The sequence below is a fragment of the Brachyspira intermedia PWS/A genome, assembly GCF_000223215.1.
In the GTDB taxonomy this organism is placed as follows: domain Bacteria; phylum Spirochaetota; class Brachyspiria; order Brachyspirales; family Brachyspiraceae; genus Brachyspira; species Brachyspira intermedia.
Window position 1 is genome coordinate 1,103,367 of sequence record NC_017243.1, and the last position, 19,428, is coordinate 1,122,794.

At 29.7% G+C, this 19,428-nt stretch carries 13 protein-coding genes; 7 read left to right on the forward strand and 6 right to left on the reverse strand.

Translation table 11 applies throughout. The features are described 5' to 3' along the window. Window positions 1-15 precede the first annotated feature (15 nt). Together BINT_RS14400 and BINT_RS04890 are read left to right on the forward strand one after the other, a co-directional pair. Window positions 16-2,832 (forward strand): hypothetical protein, encoded by a 2,817-nt coding sequence (locus tag BINT_RS14400; RefSeq protein ID WP_014487442.1) that lies wholly within the window; start codon window positions 16-18, stop codon window positions 2,830-2,832. A gap of 131 nt (window positions 2,833-2,963) precedes the next feature. Then, a complete protein-coding gene (locus tag BINT_RS04890) occupies window positions 2,964-3,353 on the forward strand; it encodes a hypothetical protein (protein ID WP_041177267.1) in 390 nt (129 codons plus the stop codon). 147 nt (window positions 3,354-3,500) lie between these two features. Here the strand turns inward: BINT_RS04890 and secA are convergent, their stop codons facing one another. The 6 genes from secA to BINT_RS04920 form a co-directional block, all read right to left on the reverse strand. Continuing rightward, on the reverse strand, window positions 3,501-6,443 hold the full coding sequence (gene secA, locus BINT_RS04895) for a preprotein translocase subunit SecA (RefSeq protein ID WP_014487444.1): 2,943 nt from the start codon (window positions 6,441-6,443) through the stop codon (window positions 3,501-3,503). Window positions 6,444-6,615: 172 nt separating this feature from the next. Beyond that, a complete protein-coding gene (locus BINT_RS04900) occupies window positions 6,616-8,265 on the reverse strand; it encodes an ABC transporter permease (RefSeq protein ID WP_014487445.1) in 1,650 nt (549 codons plus the stop codon). Further along, complete coding sequence (locus BINT_RS04905) at window positions 8,258-9,382, reverse strand: ABC transporter ATP-binding protein (protein ID WP_014487446.1); 1,125 nt, start codon at window positions 9,380-9,382, stop codon at window positions 8,258-8,260. Before BINT_RS04905 ends, BINT_RS04900 begins: the two co-directional genes overlap by 8 nt. Before the next feature lie 83 nt (window positions 9,383-9,465). Next, window positions 9,466-10,485 carry an ABC transporter substrate-binding protein gene (locus BINT_RS04910; RefSeq protein WP_014487447.1) on the reverse strand — a complete coding sequence of 340 codons (1,020 nt, stop codon included), beginning with the start codon at window positions 10,483-10,485 and terminating at the stop codon, window positions 9,466-9,468. 82 nt (window positions 10,486-10,567) lie between these two features. Further along, on the reverse strand, window positions 10,568-11,596 hold the full coding sequence (locus BINT_RS04915) for an ABC transporter substrate-binding protein (protein WP_014487448.1): 1,029 nt from the start codon (window positions 11,594-11,596) through the stop codon (window positions 10,568-10,570). Between the two features lie 35 nt (window positions 11,597-11,631). Next, window positions 11,632-12,642: an ABC transporter substrate-binding protein gene (locus BINT_RS04920; RefSeq protein WP_041177268.1), complete on the reverse strand. Its 1,011-nt coding sequence runs from the start codon at window positions 12,640-12,642 to the stop codon at window positions 11,632-11,634. Window positions 12,643-12,948: 306 nt separating this feature from the next. Here BINT_RS04920 and BINT_RS04925 point away from each other — a divergent pair, with 306 nt between their 5' ends. From BINT_RS04925 to BINT_RS04945, 5 genes are all read left to right on the forward strand, one after another. Beyond that, window positions 12,949-13,806, forward strand: a complete 858-nt coding sequence (locus BINT_RS04925) for a DMT family transporter (RefSeq protein WP_014487450.1) — start codon at window positions 12,949-12,951, stop codon at window positions 13,804-13,806. A gap of 146 nt (window positions 13,807-13,952) precedes the next feature. Then, window positions 13,953-16,442 (forward strand): ferrous iron transport protein B, encoded by a 2,490-nt coding sequence (gene feoB, locus BINT_RS04930; RefSeq protein WP_014487451.1) that lies wholly within the window; start codon window positions 13,953-13,955, stop codon window positions 16,440-16,442. Between the two features lie 174 nt (window positions 16,443-16,616). Further along, window positions 16,617-18,125 (forward strand): hypothetical protein, encoded by a 1,509-nt coding sequence (locus tag BINT_RS04935; RefSeq protein ID WP_014487452.1) that lies wholly within the window; start codon window positions 16,617-16,619, stop codon window positions 18,123-18,125. A gap of 148 nt (window positions 18,126-18,273) precedes the next feature. Further along, window positions 18,274-18,975 (forward strand): JAB domain-containing protein, encoded by a 702-nt coding sequence (locus BINT_RS04940; RefSeq protein ID WP_014487453.1) that lies wholly within the window; start codon window positions 18,274-18,276, stop codon window positions 18,973-18,975. A 2-nt stretch (window positions 18,976-18,977) separates the two neighbouring features. Further along, on the forward strand, window positions 18,978-19,397 hold the full coding sequence (locus tag BINT_RS04945; protein ID WP_014487454.1) for a helix-turn-helix domain-containing protein: 420 nt from the start codon (window positions 18,978-18,980) through the stop codon (window positions 19,395-19,397). Window positions 19,398-19,428: the final 31 nt, after the last annotated feature.

Consider the following 19,428-nt stretch of genomic DNA (forward strand, 5'->3'; position numbering starts at 1 on the left):
TTGTAAGGAAATTATATGAAAAAGACTCATTTATTATTTTTGCTTATAATATCTATTTTTATGATGTCATGCGGAGGACATTTCTTTAATCCTAGATATTATTATAATAAAAGTGCTTCAGATTCTGAACAAGGAGAAATTCCAGATACAACTCCAGAAACTCCTCCAGAAGAAGTTCCAGAAAATGAAGATCCTTTCAAAAATGGTGATTGGAATGATCCTACTTATGGGGGGTATGATGCCAGCAAATTTAAAACTTGGCTATTTAAAGCTAGTTTCCAAAAAGATAAACTTCCTATATATACTTTTTTTGAAGATGATACTAGATATTGGATATCAGGTGTAATGGATTGGAATAATATTCCAGCAAATTATTATGATGGAAAAGACGGGGAAAATTATGCCGGCAGTATAATAGGAAATGTTTCAATAACTGGATTAAAAGTTTATCAGTATGTTGCTAATAATCCTTTATATAGTAAAGAAGGTTATTTGGAAGGAAGATTAGACAGATTTAATTTTTATTCTATAAATGGAAAAGCTTCCGTAGCTACACTTAGGCAATATTTAATAGCAGTAGATACTTATTCTAAATTTATATTTGCCTTTGGAGCTATTACAGGAACACAAAATGTAGCAGGAGATGAGGTACCTATTTCATTTGAAGCTATAGAAAAACATGGAGATAAACGTCCTTTCTTTGAATATGACCCTATAGGTTATGTTAAAGAAGACGGATCTGTTGTGTTATATGAACACTATAGAAAAGAATTTGTTGCTGCTCCTACAGAATATATGCCTAAAATTCACACTGAATTTGAAAAAATGGCAGAACATAAAGAGAATGGTCAAGGAAGTTCTCCATACTTGAAAGTAGATGTTTCTACAATAGATCCTAGCACTGTATTGAATAATTTCAAAGATAAACAATATGGTATAAGAGATAAATTAGTATTATATACATATACATTTGATAGTACAGCTAATACTGTAACACTTACAGCAGAACATTTCTATGATGGAGATATGGGTACAGAAACTTATACCTTTAGTAAGGTAGCAGGATTAACATCAGCAGAATATACTAATTCTTCAGGTAAAGCTATTATAATAAATGGTATTGAAGATTATAATAAATTAAAAGATGGAAGTAGAGAATATATATTAAATTATAATGATCCAGGTCCAGACTTTATATACAGAGTTGCTGGTAAGATTTTTGTGAATAATGATGAAAATCGTACTTATGAATTTAGTGCTGATGGTATGTCATTTAAGTATACTGAAGGAAGTAAAACTATAACATATTACTTTAGTAAACAATCAGATCCTTCAGAGTCAAAAGCAGCTTATAGTCAAACTGGAAGCGTATTCTGGGGTATAAAATTGAGTGACTATAATGGTATAAAAGATGGTCAAATATCAGGTGCTATTACTGAAGTAGGTATGATAAATCCAGATATGGCTATGACAGGTACTTTAGCTTCTTATGTGGCATATATAGATCAGAGTTCTATACCTAGCGAATTTGTTGAAACAGTAAAAGGTAAAACATATTTCTATAGAAATTACCAAGAACCTAATAGCGGTAATGGAAATAGTTTGAATGCTTATAAATATGTATTTAATAATGATGCTACAGAACTTACATATACAGAGATGGTTTATAAGCAAGAAGATGTTTCTACAACATATAAATTAGATAATGTAAATGGCTTACAAGCTACATATACATCTAATGGTAAAACTCTTGTTATTAAATTAGGTATTAATCCTAATATGATATATAATGGAGAAGGTTCTGCATTGGCAGATTGTACAGCTACAGATAAAGGTCCTTTCTTCTTAGATATAGTTAGAGGAAGTGAATATATAGCTGAAGATAAAAGTTATTCTTATAAATTCAGCGATGACGGAAAACTTTTAACATTTACTTATTCTAGTGGAGAAAGTATAAATTATGACTATACACAAACTGGAACAGAATATTTCAAAGCTGCTTATAAACAGCAGGATACTTGGTTCCCTAGATATTGGGCTTTAAGAGTAACTTCATTAGGCGGTGTATTGGAAATGTCGACAGGTTCTTTGGCTTTCCCTACAGATATACTTAGAGATGCATCTTATGGTTGGAAAGCTGTGCTTGGAAGTGGCTCTTTAGTTAAAGATCCATTCTTGAATGCTGTTGCTGGAAGAGTATTTGAGGTGAGAAATGGAACTGACAGTACAAAATTAGAGAGATACACATTCTCTTCAGGCGGTGCTTCAATAGTTTATGAACAAATAGATTGGTATACAGATCAGCCTATAGAAGGTTCGAGAGTTGAATATTACGGATATGAAAAATCATCTGATACTAAAGGTATTTATAAATATAATGACTCACTTAATAATACTATTACTAAGATAGAGTTTAGTGTTGATTCTATGTCTCCTACTAAGCTATTTAAATCAAGCGGTCAGGTTGGAGAATACAATTATCAAGACCCAGGTCCTTATATTTACGATGTAATAAAAGGTAAAACTTATAAGCGCTCAAGCGGAGCAACATATGTAGTTGATAATACTGGTAAATCTATTCAGTATTATGAAAATGGTATTGATAAAGGATTAACAACTACTTATACATTCAATAAAGTAAATAATGTTAATCATTTAGAAGCGGCATATTATGATCCTAAAGCTTGGGGATTCTTAGGCGCCGGATATTGGGCTGTAGAAATTATGGAAGAATATAAAGATAAGAATCTATATGTTTCTACTGGGGCTTTAAAAACTCCAGATCATGCTATCAATTCCGGAGATTATGGAGATCCATATATAAAAGAATAAATTAAATAATTATAACTAAAAAATCAAGCGGGGAGGGATTAAAAAACTCTCTCCGCTTTTTTATTAAATTACTATTTACAAACAAAATATTTTTTATATAATATATACTATATAATGTTAGGATGAATAAAATGCGCAAAAAAATTATTTTATTATTAATATCTTTATTTTTACTTTCTTTAATTTTTATTTCATGCAGTTCGCCTTACGGATCTTCATCTGGAGTGAAATTTAAAAGCAGAAAAGGTATTTATCAAAATGAAACTGGAAAGATTGCTGTAACAATTAATGAGCAGGAAAATAATAATTTAAGAGTTATAGATCTTGGAAGCAGTGCAATTGATGAAACTCTTACTGTTAATTCTGAATCTGCAGCTAATTATATGACTGTAAAGTCAGTAAAATATGAAGGATATGTTTATACTATGAATTTTGGTAATAGTGTGAATACTATATTCTTTACTATAAGCGATAATAAAAATAATAATGTTGTATTTAATGAAAAATTATCAAAACAATAAAAACTTTTATAATTAATAAAAAATAAATAGGGTAGAATTAAAATTTCTATCCTATTTTTATATTGATTATTATATTAAAAAAGGTATATATAAAATCAATTATATATACCTTTTATTTTTGCATTAATTATTTTGTTTTTCTTTTATTTACTGAGGATTATCCTTTCCATGACAGTGTTTATATTTCTTACCGCTTCCGCAAGGACAAGGATCATTTCTTCCTATTTTCTGAGTCATTTTAACATTGGCCTGTGCAGTTTTTACTTTGCTTTGAATAGCTTGAGCATTGCCTCCATTCATAGCACTAGTACTGCTTTTCTCTTCAACCCCTCCGTCAAATGCACTCTCTCTTTCCATACGGTCAAATGAATTAGGTATTATTCTTACTCTCATTATCAAGTTTACAAGCTCATTATGTATAACATTCATAGTAGCTACAAACATTTTATAACCTTCAAGTTTGTATTCTGTAAGAGGGTTTTTCTCAGCATATCCTCTAAGTCCTATACCTTCTCTTAAACTGTCCATAGCAAATAAATGATCCTTCCATCTGTTATCTATTATTGAAAGGAATATGTTTTTTTCTACTTCTCTGAATATCTTTTCATCTACTTCTAAAGATTTCTTTTTATATGCTTCAAGTAATAGGTTAGTAAGATTTTTTACAGCATTATCAACGCCGCCCTCTACAGCTTTGTTAGCAGCATCTTCATCTATGCCTATTAAATAACTGTTAAGCCATTTAGTTACTTCTAAAGGATCAACATGTTTTTTATTATCTGATATATCTTTAATAGTTTCTTCAGTTACTTCAGATATAATTTCTTCTACTCTAGGGGATATATCGTCAGAGTAAAGTATATAATCTCTCTCACCATAAACAGCCATACGCTGCTGATTCATAACATCATCATACTCAAGCAAATGCTTTCTTATATCGAAGTTTCTGCCTTCAACCTTTCTCTGAGCATTTTCTATTGATTTGTTAAGCCATTTATGTCCAAGTTCTTCTTCTTCGCCCATTCCCATAGCAAGCATCATCTTAGAAACTCTCTCACCTCCGAATAAACGCATTAAATCATCTTCAAGAGATAAGAAAAATACGCTAAGTCCCGGGTCTCCCTGTCTTCCGCTTCTACCTCTAAGCTGATTATCAATACGTCTAGCCTCATGTCTTTCGCTTCCTATAACATGCAAACCGCCTGCAGCAAGAACTTTTTCTTTATCTATTTTGGATTTTTCATTTATTTGTATTATTCTGTCAATCTTTTCTATCATTTCATCGGCATTATTCTTTTGAGCCAATTCTTTAGCCTCTTCAATTTTTCCAGAAATAACGCTTCTTACAAATGCTTCTTTATAAAGGTCTATTGATTTTACTTTCTTTGTTAATTCCTCTTTTTTGTAAGGGTCTCTCTCTTTGAAAGCCTTATCTCTCATAAGTACAAGTATCTGCTCTATTTCAGCAACGCCTTTAGCAACAGGGTTACCTCCAAGCACAATATCTGTACCACGGCCTGCCATGTTTGTAGCGAGTGTAACGGCTCCCGGTTCTCCTGCCTGTGCTATTATTGCAGCCTCTCTTGAGTGGTTTTTAGCATTCAATACTTCATGATTGATTTTATGTCTTTTGAATACTTTTGATAATTCTTCATTCATTTCCACTGATACAGTACCAACAAGAGCAGGTTTTCCGGCATCCTGAAGTTCTTTAATATATTTTGCCAAAGCCTCAAATTTAGCTTTTCTTGTTCTGTATATTCTATCTGATAAATCCTGTCTTGCTATAGGCTTATTAGTAGGTATAACAGCAACGTCTAATTTGTATATTTTATAGAATTCTTCTGCCTCTGTTTCAGCAGTACCTGTCATACCTGAAAGTTTAGGATACATTCTGAAATAGTTCTGGAATGTAATTGTAGCATAAGTTTGAGATTCATTTTGTATAGCAACTTTTTCTTTAGCCTCTATTGCTTGGTGAAGTCCGTCACTATATCTTCTTCCTTCAAGTACACGTCCTGTAAACTCATCTACAATTAAAACTTCCCCATCTGTAACCATATAATCAACGTCTTTTTTGAACACTTTATGTGCTTTTAATGCCTGATTAACATGGTGAACTATAGTACTGCTTTGAGCACCGTATAAGTTTTCAACATTAAGAAGTTTTTCTACTTTGTGTACGCCTTCTTCTGTAAGGTATACGTTTTTATCTTTTTCGTCTAATACATAATCACCAGTACCAGCCACCTCACGCATCCTTTCATCAACTTCAGCCTGTTTTAGCATTGGTATGATTCTGTCAATTTCATAGTACATTTTTATGTTTTTCTCAGCAGGTCCTGATATGATAAGAGGTGTTCTAGCTTCGTCTATCAAAATACTGTCTACCTCATCGACTATGGCAAAGTAGAATTTTCTCTGAACTTTATCCTCTTTTCTAGTTACCATGTTATCCCTTAAATAGTCGAAACCGAACTCATTATTAGTACCATAAACAACATCGCAGTTATAAACGGCTCTTCTTTCCGGAGAATGAGGTCTAGTATTATCAAGTATACCAACACTTATACCAAGCATAGAATATATAGGAGTCATCCATTCAGCGTCCCTTTTAGCAAGATAATCATTTACTGTAACAACATGCACTCCAAGTCCTGTTAAAGCATTAAGATAAACGGCAAGTGTAGCAACAAGAGTTTTACCTTCACCTGTTTTCATTTCAGCGATTCTTCCCTGATGAAGTACCGCTCCTCCCATAACCTGCACATCAAAGTGTCTCATTCCTGTAGTTCTTATACTAGCCTCACGAACCACAGCAAATGCTTCTGGAAGTATATCATCTAATATATTTTGAAGTTTTTTCTTATTTTCTTCTTTGCTTAAATCTAATTCTTCTGTTTTGCATCCTATGTATTTTTCTACTCTTTCCCTGAATTCTTTTGTTTTATTTGTAAGTTCTTCATTGCTTAATTTCTTTATTTCTTCTTCAAATGTTAATGTCTTTTCTGCTATAGGTTTTAATATTTTAGCGTCATTTTGTTCTTTAGAGCCGAATATTAATTTGAATACTAAGTCCATTGCTCCCATTAGTATAAACTCCTTAAAAATCTAATATATAGGTAAAATATTTTTTATTAAAACTTAATAATAACATAAAATGTAAATATAATAAAGTAGAAAAATTGCAATTTTAGATAATATAAAAATAGGATCATAAGATATTTATCCCATGATCCTTTTATAATGTTTTAATTGTTTATTATAAACTTACTTCTTTTTTACCAGTCAATTTGAAGAATATTAAAAGAGATATTATAGTTGATAAGGTTAATATTGTGGATAAAGCAGCAGCAGTTCCATAACTAGCTCTTATAACTTCTTGGTAAATAGAAACAGCCATTGTTCTTGACTTTCCTGTATACAATATTACAGAAGAACTCAATTCATTGATTACTGTTATCCAGCTTAATATAGCTCCAGAAATTACACCGGGAAGCATCATCATAGCGGTTATCTTAAAGAAAGTTTTTACTTGAGAAGCTCCCAAACTTATAGAGGCTTCTTCCATACTCGTGCTTATTTGATATAGTATGGCAGAACTTGATCTCAAAGTATAAGGCATTCTTCTTATAACCAATGACATTATTATTATCATAGATGTTCCGCTTAATATTATAGGAGGTTTGTTAAAAGCTAAAAGAAGCGTAATACCTAAAACAGATCCAGGTATTATATATGGAAACATAGTTATTGTATCTATAATGCTTGTTAAAATATTTTTTCTTCTTATGGAAATATATGCTATAAACATACCAAGTATAACAATAATAAATATAGTTATAATTCCGTATAGATAAGTATTTTTTATAGAAGTTCCAAGAGAAGAGAATATAGAAATATAACTATTCAAAGAGAAACCTTTAACAAATATGGCTCTGTTTGTTTTTAAGAAAGAAGTATATATAACTGTAAGCTGAGGAATTATAGATAAAAATACTATAAAATAAATAAATACATGTACTAATACAGACATAACACCTTTAATTTCTTTAGGTTTTATAGGATTCATAGAACTCATAGTAAATGATTTTTTATTAACAAAGTATTTTTGAGCCATAAACATCATAGCAGTTATAAATACCATAATACTAGCCATAGAAGCAGAGAAATTAGCATTGCCTCCTACTTCGCTTACGAATTCAGAGTAAATCATAGTAGGCATAGTTCTGTATCCTTCACCTATAAGCATAGGAGTACCGAAATCAGCTAATGCATTCATAAATACTAATAATGAACCAGCCAATATAGTTGGAGTTATTAAAGGCATAGCTATGGTAACAACCTTTTTAAAAGGAGAACATCCCAAACTTTCTGCAGCTTCCATTAAAGAAACATCTATTTTACTTAAAGCACCTGAAACATACATAAATATAAATGGATATAATTTCAAAGTAAATACTAATAATATTCCTCCGAAACCATATATTGTAGGAGTTGAAATTCCAAATCCTGCAAAAAATTTAGTTACTACTCCGCTTCTTCCTAGTAATAGTATCCAAGAATAAGCACCTATAAAAGCAGGGGACATCATAGATATTATTATGAGTATTTCTAAAAAAGTTTTACCTTTTATTTTATAAACGCTCATAAAATATGCCATAGGAGTTCCTATGATTATAGCTAATATAGTTACGCATATAGTTACTGAAAAACTATTTACAAGTGCCTGATAATAATATTTTCTGCTGAAGAAACGTAAAAAGTTATCTAAAGTCCAAGCTCCTGTTTCAGGATCTTTAAAACTGCTTATAAACAAAGAGAATAATGGATATACTAAAAATAAAGCAAAAATTACAGCTATTATTAAAGTAATATAGGTCCAAAAATCTATTTTTAAACGTTTATTCATATTTTTTTACTCCTTTAATAAGACTTTTTTCCATGTCTGGAGTAAATACATTGATTTTATTAGCATTAGGTTTTAAAATTATAACTTCATCTTTCTCATACATTCTATCTGTATATGATGAGTCTTGTGAATATTCTATGCTAGGCTGATCCGGAACAACTTCATTATCATTGAAATGTAAGAAATAATTAGTATATTTTCCAAGGAAAGTTTTAGATAATATTTTTGCTTTGATGCCTTCTTCATTTTCAGAATTAACAAAAAATTCTTCAGGTCTTATTCCAACAATAACTTCATCGCCGTCTTTAACATCCAATAAATTATCCATTTTTAATTTATATCCGCATCTAAATAAAAGATAAGTATCATTTCCTTCTATTTTGATAGTTGCATAGAATAAATTTGAATGTCCTATAAAAGTAGCAACAAATACATTATAAGGTCTTGTATAAATACTTACAGGACTTCCAACCTGCTGTATAACTCCATTTTTCATTACAGCTATTCTATCAGATACTGCAAGTGCTTCTTCCTGATCATGTGTAACATAAACAGTTGTAATGCCTACATGTCTTTGTATATCTTTTATTGCACTTCTCATTTCTATTCTTAATTTAGCGTCCAAGTTAGAAAGAGGCTCATCCATAAGTAAAACACTTGGAGTGATAACTATTGCTCTGGCCAAAGCTACTCTCTGCTGCTGTCCTCCGGATAATCTTTCAGGAAGTCTGTCCTGATATTCTTCTATTTTTACCACATGAAGCATTTCATCTACTTTTTTCTTCATAGATTCTTTATTTTCTTTTCTGAGTTTTAATCCGTATTCAACATTTTCTCTAACAGTCATATGAGGAAATATAGCATAGTTTTGAAATACCATACCAATATTTCTTTTATGAGCAGGAATATTATTGATTACATCTTTATCAAATTTTATTTCTCCACCTTCTATTGTATTAAAGCCAGCTATCATACGAAGCAGTGTTGTCTTACCGCATCCAGATGGTCCAAGCAGAGTAAAAAATTCTCCGTTTTTTATCTCTAATGAAAGATCAGGTATTATTGTCAGCTTCTCATAACGTTTTACTACATTTTCAATAGATATAGATACACTCATTATAACCTCTCTTTTTATTATTAGTTTATATAAATAAAGAGTATAAAATATATTTATACTCTTTATATTAGTTTGATACTTAATTATATACTAGTAAAAATATCTTTAAATTTATTTAGCCAATTTTGTTTATTTTTATCAACTACAGCTTCATCATCTGTAATAACATTTATAGTATCTACAGACTGAAGTATAGCAGAAGGAGGTAAATCGCTTCTTACAGATCTTCTGTTCAATTTATCAGTTATTGTTTTTTGAGCATCATAGCTTGTAGCATAGTCAACGAACTTTTTAGCATTTTCTAAGTTTTTTGCATTTTTTATTATGTATATGCCATCTGGTTTAATTATAACGCCTTCTTTCATATATACTAATTTAACAGGAGAACCAGCAGATACATAATTAGCACCGCCTTCTTCAAAAGTTAAACCAACAGTATATTCACCGTCAGCTACACCTTTATAAACGGCAGAAGAACCGCTTAATAATTTACCATCTAAATTAGCACATAATTTTTGTACATAATCCCAACCTTTTTCAGGATCTCCTTTACCCATAGCATAAAGCATATTTACTAAATGCTCAAAAGAAGATGAAGAAGCGGAAGGATCAGCAAATGCAATTTTTCCTTTTAATTCAGGATTGAGCAAGTCTTCATAACCTTCTATTTTTATATTGCCTGCTAAGTTAGTATTTACCATTAATATACTAGGAACAGCAGTACATCTTGTTAAAGCACCTTCAGTATTTTTATATATTTCTGCTATATTAGCTTCATTTGTAGATGTATAGCTTTCAAACAAATCAATTTTAGGCTTTGCCATGCTTATAGTTCCGCCCCAAAGTATATCGCCTAATGGATTATCTTTTTCAGATTCAACTCTTTTAAGAAGTTCGCCTGTTCCAGCAGCTATAATATCAACAGTAATTCCCGGATTTTTAGCTTTGAAATCATCTACTAATGGGTTGATAAATTCTAATGGGTGAGGACAATATATTACAAGTGAATTACCGCCTTGTGCACCTGATTCGCTTGAAGAACAAGAATAAAATAAAAATAGTGATAAGAATAATGCAGAGCATATTAAAATTATTTTTTTCATAGTACGATTCCTTTTTATTTAAATTTATAATACAAAGAGTATAAAATGTATTTATACTCTTTAATATTCGTTTTTAATTTAATTATATACTAGTAAAAATATCTTTAAATTTATTTAGCCAATTTTGTTTATTTTGATCAACTACAGCTTCATCATCTGTTATAACGTTTATAGTATCTACAGACTGAAGTATAGCAGAAGGAGGCAAATCGCTTCTTACAGATCTTCTGTTCAATTTGTCATTTATTGTTTTTTGAGCCTCATAACTTGTAGCATAATCTACAAACTTTTTAGCATTTTCTAAGTTTTTAGCATTCTTTATTATATATATGCCGTCTGGTTTAATTATAACGCCTTCCTTCATATATACTAATTTAACAGGAGAACCAGCAGATACATAATTAGCACCGCCTTCTTCAAAAGTCAATCCAACAGTATATTCGCCATCAGCCACACCTTTATAAACAGCAGAAGAACCGCTTAATAATTTACCGTCTAAATTAGCACATAATTTTTGTACATAATCCCAACCTTTTTCAGGATCTCCTTTTCCCATAGCATAAAGCATATTCACTAAATGCTCAAAAGAAGATGAAGAAGCAGAAGGGTCAGCAAATGCTATTTTTCCTTTTAATGCAGGATTGAGTAAATCTTCATAACCTTCTATCTTTATATTGCCTGCTAAATTAGTGTTAACCATTATAACACTTGGTATAGCAGTGAATCTTGTAATAGCACCTTCAACATTTTTGTATGCATCTGCTATGCTTGCTTCATTAGTAGTAGTGTAATTCTCAAATAATTCTACTTTAGGTTTTACAGTATTCAAACTTCCTCCCCAAAGTATATCGCCCAATGGATTATCTTTTTCAGATTCAACTCTTTTTAAAAGTTCGCCGACTCCGGCAGCTATAATATCAACATTAATTCCTGGATTTTTAGCTTTAAAATCATCTACCAATGGATTTATAAATTCTAATGGATGCGGGCAATATATTACAAGTGAATTACCGCCTTGTCCGCTTTGTGTACCAGATTCGCTTGAAGAACAAGAATAAAATAGTACTAGTGATAGTATTACTGCACTGCAGATTAGAATAATTTTTTTCATGATATCAATCCTTTTTGATTTTTATTTATAAATTATTAGATACTAGTGAAAATATCCTTAAATTTATTAAGCCAATTTTGTTTATTTTTATCAACTACAGTATCATCATCTTTTATAACATTAATAGTATCTATAGACTGAAGTATAGCAGAAGGAGGCAAATCATTTCTTACAGATCTTCTATTTAATTTATCATTTATTGTTTTTTGGGCATCATAGCTTGTAGCATAGTCAACGAACTTTTTAGCATTTTCTAAGTTCTTGGCATTTTTTATTATACATATAGGATCTGCTTTAAAAACAACACCTTCTTTCATATATACTAATTTAACAGGAGAACCAGCAGATACATAATTAGCACCGCCTTCTTCGAAAGTTAAACCAACAGTATATTCACCATCAGCCACACCTTTATAAACTGCAGAAGAACCACTTAATAATTTACCGTCTAAATTAGCACATAATTTTTGTACATAATCCCATCCTTTTTCAGGATCACCTTTACCCATAGCATAAAGCATATTTACTAAATGCTCAAAAGAAGATGAAGAAGCGGAAGGATCAGCAAATGCTATTTTTCCTTTTAATAGCGGATTAAGCAAATCCTGATAACCTTCTATTTTTATATTGCCTATTAAGTTAGTATTAATCATTATAACACTTGGCATAGTTGTAAATCTAGTTAAAGGGCCTTCAGTATTTTTATATGCATCACCTATATTAGGTTCATTAGTAGAAGTGTAATTTTCAAATAGCTCTATTTTATTTCTTATGAGATTTAAACTTCCTCCCCAAAGTATATCGCCTAAAGGATTATTTTTTTCAGATTCAACCCTTTTTATAAGTTCGCCTGTTCCGGCTGCTATAATATCAACATTTATTCCAGGATTTTTAGATTTGAAATCATCTACCAATGGATTTATAAATTCTAAAGGATGAGGACAATATATTATAAGTGAATTAGCGTTTTGAGTGTTGGATTCTTTTGAAGAACATGAACAGAAAAACATAGCACAAAATATGATAATTAGTATATATTTTTTCAAGATAATAATCCTTAATTTATTAATTATATATCTATTATAGTAGATATTTTTATTCAAATCAATACTAAAAAGAAAATACTTCTTTACAAATATGTAAATTAAATATTTAAATTATTAAAAGAAGTATTTTTGTATAAGCACTATATTGATTTATTAATAATATAATATATCATTAAGCAATTATAATTATTTTAGGGTTTGTATATGCAGTGATATTTTCTTTTGTATAATTTAAAACAGTATTCTAATTTTCATTCTAAGTATTTATTTTATTACATTTATTTATATTTATTATAGAGGACTTCAATGTTAAATATTTTATTAGTTATAATAGGCTCTATTGCTTATGGATTTCTTCCTATTTTTGTTAAGAATATTATTGCTTATAATTATTCTTCACTTTCAATAGTTTTTTATAGATATTTTCTTACAGCAATTTTTTTGTTTATAATCATTATTGTTTCAAAGAAAAGTTTTAAAATAACAAAAAGACAATTTATAGAATTATTAATATTTAGTATAATAGGGCTTGGACTTACATTCTTTTTCTTATCACAATCTTTATTATATATATCTGCAGGATTAAGTAATATGATACATTTCGGATATCCTGTTATAGTTTTGCTTGTAATGATATTTATGTTTAAAGAAAAAGCTAATATATTAAAAGTTCTTTCTATAGTATTTGCTATTGTAGGAATAGTAATGCTTACTCAAGTTGTAGAGGTTGAATCCTTTTTGGGAGTAGTGTATGCATTAATAACTACAATTACTTACGGCTCTTATATAATAGCTAATAAGAAATGCAGTTTTGCTGAAGTTGATACTATGGTCTCGCTTTTTTATATGTCTTTATTTGTTTCTATTACTTTTTTTATAGTTGGAATGTTTACAGGTTCTTTACAGCTTCTTAATAATTTATATGTATTTGGAAATTTTGCTATAATATCTTTAGTATGTACAATATTTTCTCTTGGTCTTTTGCTTTATGGAGTAAAAAGATTGGGTTCTTCTTTGGCATCTATACTTAATATGTTTGAACCGGCTACTACAGTTGTTGCATCTATTTTTATATATAAAGAAGAGCTTACTATTAATATTATTATAGGTTCTATTTTAATAATACTTTCTACTATAAGTATGGTGATAGGCAGTAAAAAATAATTCTTATTTTATTGATTTTTTGTGTAATAAAATAACAAAAATGTATTTTAGTATATTGACAATTTTATTTTAAATGTTAGAATATACAAACACTTTGTAAGTGTCTATTAATTTCTGTTGTAAAATTATAAAGGAGATAATTATTTATGAAACTAACAGAATTAGATATTGAAGAAGGTTTTGTTGTTGATAAAGTAGCCACCGATGGTGAGATTAGACAAAGAATTATAGAAATGGGATTTACTCCTGGAGCTAAAGGCTGGGTTGTTAGAAAAGCACCTTTAGGAGATCCTATACAAGTTCATATTATGGACTATGAAATTTCTCTTAGAAAATCGGAGGCTAATGGGATAGAAGTTGCTAAATCAAATGTGGAAATAAAGAAGGAGAGAGTATTAAAGCATATAGAGCATAAAGAAGTAAAAGATGAAGATGATACTTTAATAGAAAGTAAATCTGATATAGCAAAGAAAATAAAAGTTCCGTCAAATAATACTAAATTTAAAATAGCTTTGGCTGGAAACCCTAACTCAGGAAAAACAACTATATTCAATGCTTTAACAGGTGCTAATTATAAAGTTGCTAATTATCCGGGTGTAACAGTAGAAAAAAGACAGGCTAATATGCTTTATAATGGTTATACTTATGATTTAATAGATTTACCCGGTGTTTATAGTTTAAGTGCATATTCTCAAGATGAGGTAGTGGCATGCGATGTGCTTCTTAATGAGAAACCTGATTTTATAATAAATGTTATAGACTCTACAAATTTAGAAAGAAATCTTTATCTCACATTACAGCTTGTAGAATTAGGTATTCCTATTGTATGCGTACTTAATATGTATGAGCATGCTGAAAAGAATGGTATTAAAATAGATGAAAAGAATTTGAGTGAGCTTTTCAAATTCCCAGTGATGAAAGTTCATGGAAATAAATATGAAAGTGTTGTTAGAATATTAGATGAAATAGAAAAGATGCATACTTCAGGAAATAAGCTTCATAGAGATTCTGCTATAAGATATGGAGAGGAAGTAGAAAACTCTATTAAGAATATTGTAGATACTATGCATGGCGATATAAGCGAGATTCATAAGAGATGGCTTGCTATTAAAACTTTAGAAAAAGATGAAAGAGCTATTCACTCTATAAGAAGAGAATGCAATAATGGCGGCGAAGTAATAGAAGTATTAAATAAAGAAATAATTAAATTAGAAACTTCTATGAATGCAAAAACAGACTCTATAATGGCCGATAAAAGATATTCATATATAAGAGGAGCTTTACAGGAGGCTGTTCATAAAGATAATATACAGGCATTCAATTTTACAGAGGCTGCTGATGTAATATTCTTAAATAAATGGCTTGGTCTTCCAATATTCTTGGTAGTATTATGGCTGATATTTAAAGTAACATTTACTGTAGGAGCTTATCCTCAGGGTTGGCTTGAAGCTGGAATAGGGGCATTATCTAGTTTTGTAGGAAGTTTGCTTCCTGAAGGCAGTTTGATACAGTCTGTTGTTGTTGATGGTGTTATAGGAGGTGTTGGTGCTGTATTATCATTCCTTCCATTAGTATTGATACTGTTCACAGGAATTTCATTCTTAGAAGACTGCGGTTACATGGCTAGAGCTGCTTTTTTAATGGATAAGATAATGCATAAATTAGGTTTACACGGTCAGTCATTTATACCTCTTTTCTTAGGTTTTGGTTGTACAATTCCTGCAGTTATGGCTGCTAGAACATTGAGAAGTAAGAAGGATAGGGTAGTAACTATATTGATTACAACATTTATGAGCTGCGGTGCTAGACTTCCTGTTTATATATTGTTTATAGGTGCTTTTTTTGCTCCTAAAATGGCTGCTTCTGTAATGTTTAGTATATATATGATTGGTGTATTGATGGCATTTATAATGGCATTCATATTTAGAAAAGCATTCTTCAAAGGTGAGGAAACTCCTTTTGTTATGGAACTTCCTCCATATAGAATACCAAGAGCTAAGGCTGTATTAAGACATATGTTTGACAGAGGCTGGATGTATATTAAGAAAGCTGGTACTTATGTATTTGCTGCTTCAGTTATAATATGGGCTTTAATGACATTCCCTCAATATAAGCCTACTGATGAAGATAATGCAAGACTTATGCAGGAAGCTAAATCATTGGCTGTTAGTCAAGGATTAGATGCTAATGATGAAGAAGTTATAACTGCTGAATATGATAGATTAGTTGCTTCTGAAGGTTTAAAAAATAGTTATGCTGGTAAAATAGGTACATTTATAGAACCAGTATTAAAGCCTTTAGGTTTCGATTGGAGAATAGGTATTGGTCTTGTTGCTGGAGGTGCTGCTAAAGAGGTATTAGTTTCTACTATAGCACAGATTAAGTCTATAGAAGACGGAGATGAAACAGTTCTCACAGAATCATTACAGAATGACCCTGTATTTAATCCTGTAGTGGCATATACATTACTTCTTTTTGTACTGCTTTATTTCCCTTGTTTTGCCTCTGTTGGTGTTATAGGTGCCGAGATAGGTAATAAATGGATACCTTTCTTAATGATTTATACCTTAACAGTTGCTTGGGTAGTAAGTTTTGCTTTCTATCAAATTGCTGGAAGGATAGCAGGTATTATATAGTTTTGATCCATAGGATAGTTTTTTAATATAGTGTTTAGTCCAAGGCTTTGCTTAGGCAAGGTCTTGGGCGTTTTTTTATATTGTTAATTAGTAGAATAATCAATAAAAATATTGTTTACTTAATCTATTTTATTAGTATAATTATTAAGTAAAATTATTTTGAGAATTTATTTTATGAGAAATACTTTATTTATTATTTTATTATTAATATTTAATTTAATATTTTTAAATACTTGCGGAAGTTATTTCAGTCCAAGGTATTATTATCAGCAAATGGGAAAGGCTGACAGCGGAGATGATAATACAGAAGAACCTGATATTGGCGGAGAGGATATTTTAAAACCTGAAGAAGATCCATTTTATAATTATAATGGAGAAAGACCTTGGAATGAGCCTAATTATAATGGATTTACTCTTGATCTTGATAATGAATATGTAATTGCAGCTTCTTTCGGATTAAAAAATGAACCTACATATATGCTTATAAAAGATGATACTTGGAAATTGAAAGACCCTTTAAGAAATGAATATTATTATGATGGTACTAATACCAAAGCTGCTGGATTCAATGTAAGTAAAGTAAAATACTATATGTATAAAAATATGAATCCTACTTTCAGTTCTACAAGTGCATACAATAAAAGCGAAAGATTACAAAGATTTTGGTTTTATAGATTTACAGGAAGTGCAGGACTTGATACTGATAATTATTTAATAGCAATAGATAGTTATTCAAAATTAGTATTTGCTTTTGCTATACCTGTAAAATGGAAAACTATTGTAGGAATACCTGCCCCTGTTGAATGGGGATCTGTTGAATTGGGCTGGGAAGCTAGCGCTGACAGTGCTACTTTAAATGAACAGGTAAAATTTGCTGTTGATGGATTTACTTATTTTTATGAGTATGATCCTGTTGGTATAGTTCATTCTGATGGTACTATAGAGATATATCCTTGGTGTACTTTATCTATAGCAAATGATAATAGTTATGCACCTAGAGTAGAAGGCGGAAAAGTAGATTTAACTAGAAAGATTGCTACTTATGGAACACCCGGACGTTCTCCTTATATGCCTATAAAAATTGTTGAGAAAAATAAAATGGCTTTACAGGTTCAGAATTTAGAAATAGAAAATATTAGTGCTAAAACTCTTAATACTAAATTTGGAGGTAAAACTGAATATTATGATTATGCAGGTTTTAGCTATGATATTAGATTGGCAGGAAGTTTAAATACTGAAGAACCTGTATTTAATACTATATCTTCAAAAGAAAAACCTAGTTTATTCTTTGATTCTTTAACAACTGTAAATATTGGCGAGAGAAAAAGTATTCTTTCTACAGTTTATACTGCAGATATTCAGTATGAAGATAAAGATGAAGTTTATTTTTCTTTAGATGCTTCTATAACAATGTATGATAAAACTTATAAAATACCTCAGATTGTTAATGACACTATTTTAATAGAACATCAAAAACCTATGATAAAGTTTAAATATGATAAAACTCAAGATATGTTTGTATTTGATTCTTCTATAGGAGATACTGCAAATATTTCTTATGATAAAAGTTTTACTCTTAAAAAGGGTGAAATTAAAGAATTTGTAATCACAATAAAAAATGCTGCTATAGGGGCAGATGAAACTTCTGGAGAAATAAAATTAATATATACATTATACTATTGAATTGTATAATTTTTTTATAATAATGAATTTTTTTTAAAAAAGTTATAAAAGTTAAATATATACTGTTTATTTTCTTTAATAAATGGCTTATTTTTAAAAAAGAATTTGTTTAACTAAGGCTATACTATAATTTATTAAGGAAATGCGTATGTATAATGATTTTTATAATGATAATATAAAATTTAGTAATGCCTTAGAAAGCAGCAATGCAGATATAGCAAATGAAAAGCAAATATTAGCTTCAATTATCTCTAATGGCATATCATTAGAGAAAGCAAATACTATAGTAGAAAAACTTTATTATAATTTTTATAATCTGCATAATATAGTTAATGCCTCAGAAGAAGAACTGTCAAAGGTTAAGGGGCTTAATTCAAAAAAGATTAATCTTATAAAGAGTATCCCTTCTATTTTGGAGTATTATTTACTTAGCAGTTTGAAAGTAGCTTCCCCTCATATAAAGAAAAAAGATTTAATTAATTATCTTATTATAAAATTAGGAAAATTAAAATTTGAAACTTTTTCTATTATTTGTTTAGATGTAAATAAAAGATTTATATCTATGGAGCATATATTCAGAGGCACAATAGATTCTGCTACTATATATCCAAGAGATTTAGTAGAAAAGTCATTATCACTAGGAGCAAGTTATGTTATAATATCTCATAATCACCCATCGGGTATATCCAAACCGTCAAAAGAGGATATTGAAATTACAAAGGTTTTATATAAAGCATTTTTAATGGTAGAAATAAAAATGATAGATCATATTATAGTTGCCGGTAATTCTTTTTATAGTTTTAGGGAAGATGGTATGTTTGACAAATACAAACATAATGCGGAGGTTTGAGTATGCTTACTACTAATTTAAAGAAACCTTTTTATAATAATATACTTAGTGATAATAAAGAAGAAGATAATACTAATAAAGATAGATTGAGAGAAGATGATGAGCTTATATCTTCTGTTGGTAAAAATATAAGAGCTATAAGAAAATCACAGACTAAAACAATATCAGAAATAGCAGAAATGTCCGGGATATCTGCTAAATATCTTCAAAGTGTTGAGGTAGGTAAAAGAAACATATCCATAATAAATTTAAATAAAATAGCCAATGCTTTGAATGTTCCTATAGCTATATTATTTAGTTATGATCATATAGAAAAAACTAAGAAACTTTTATATATAGCAAATAAACTTAAAAATTATTCGGCTTTGCAGTTATCGAATATAGATACTATAATAAAGGATTTGAAAAATATAATAGATTGAATTTTTATATAACTTTATCCATCTTCTTTTA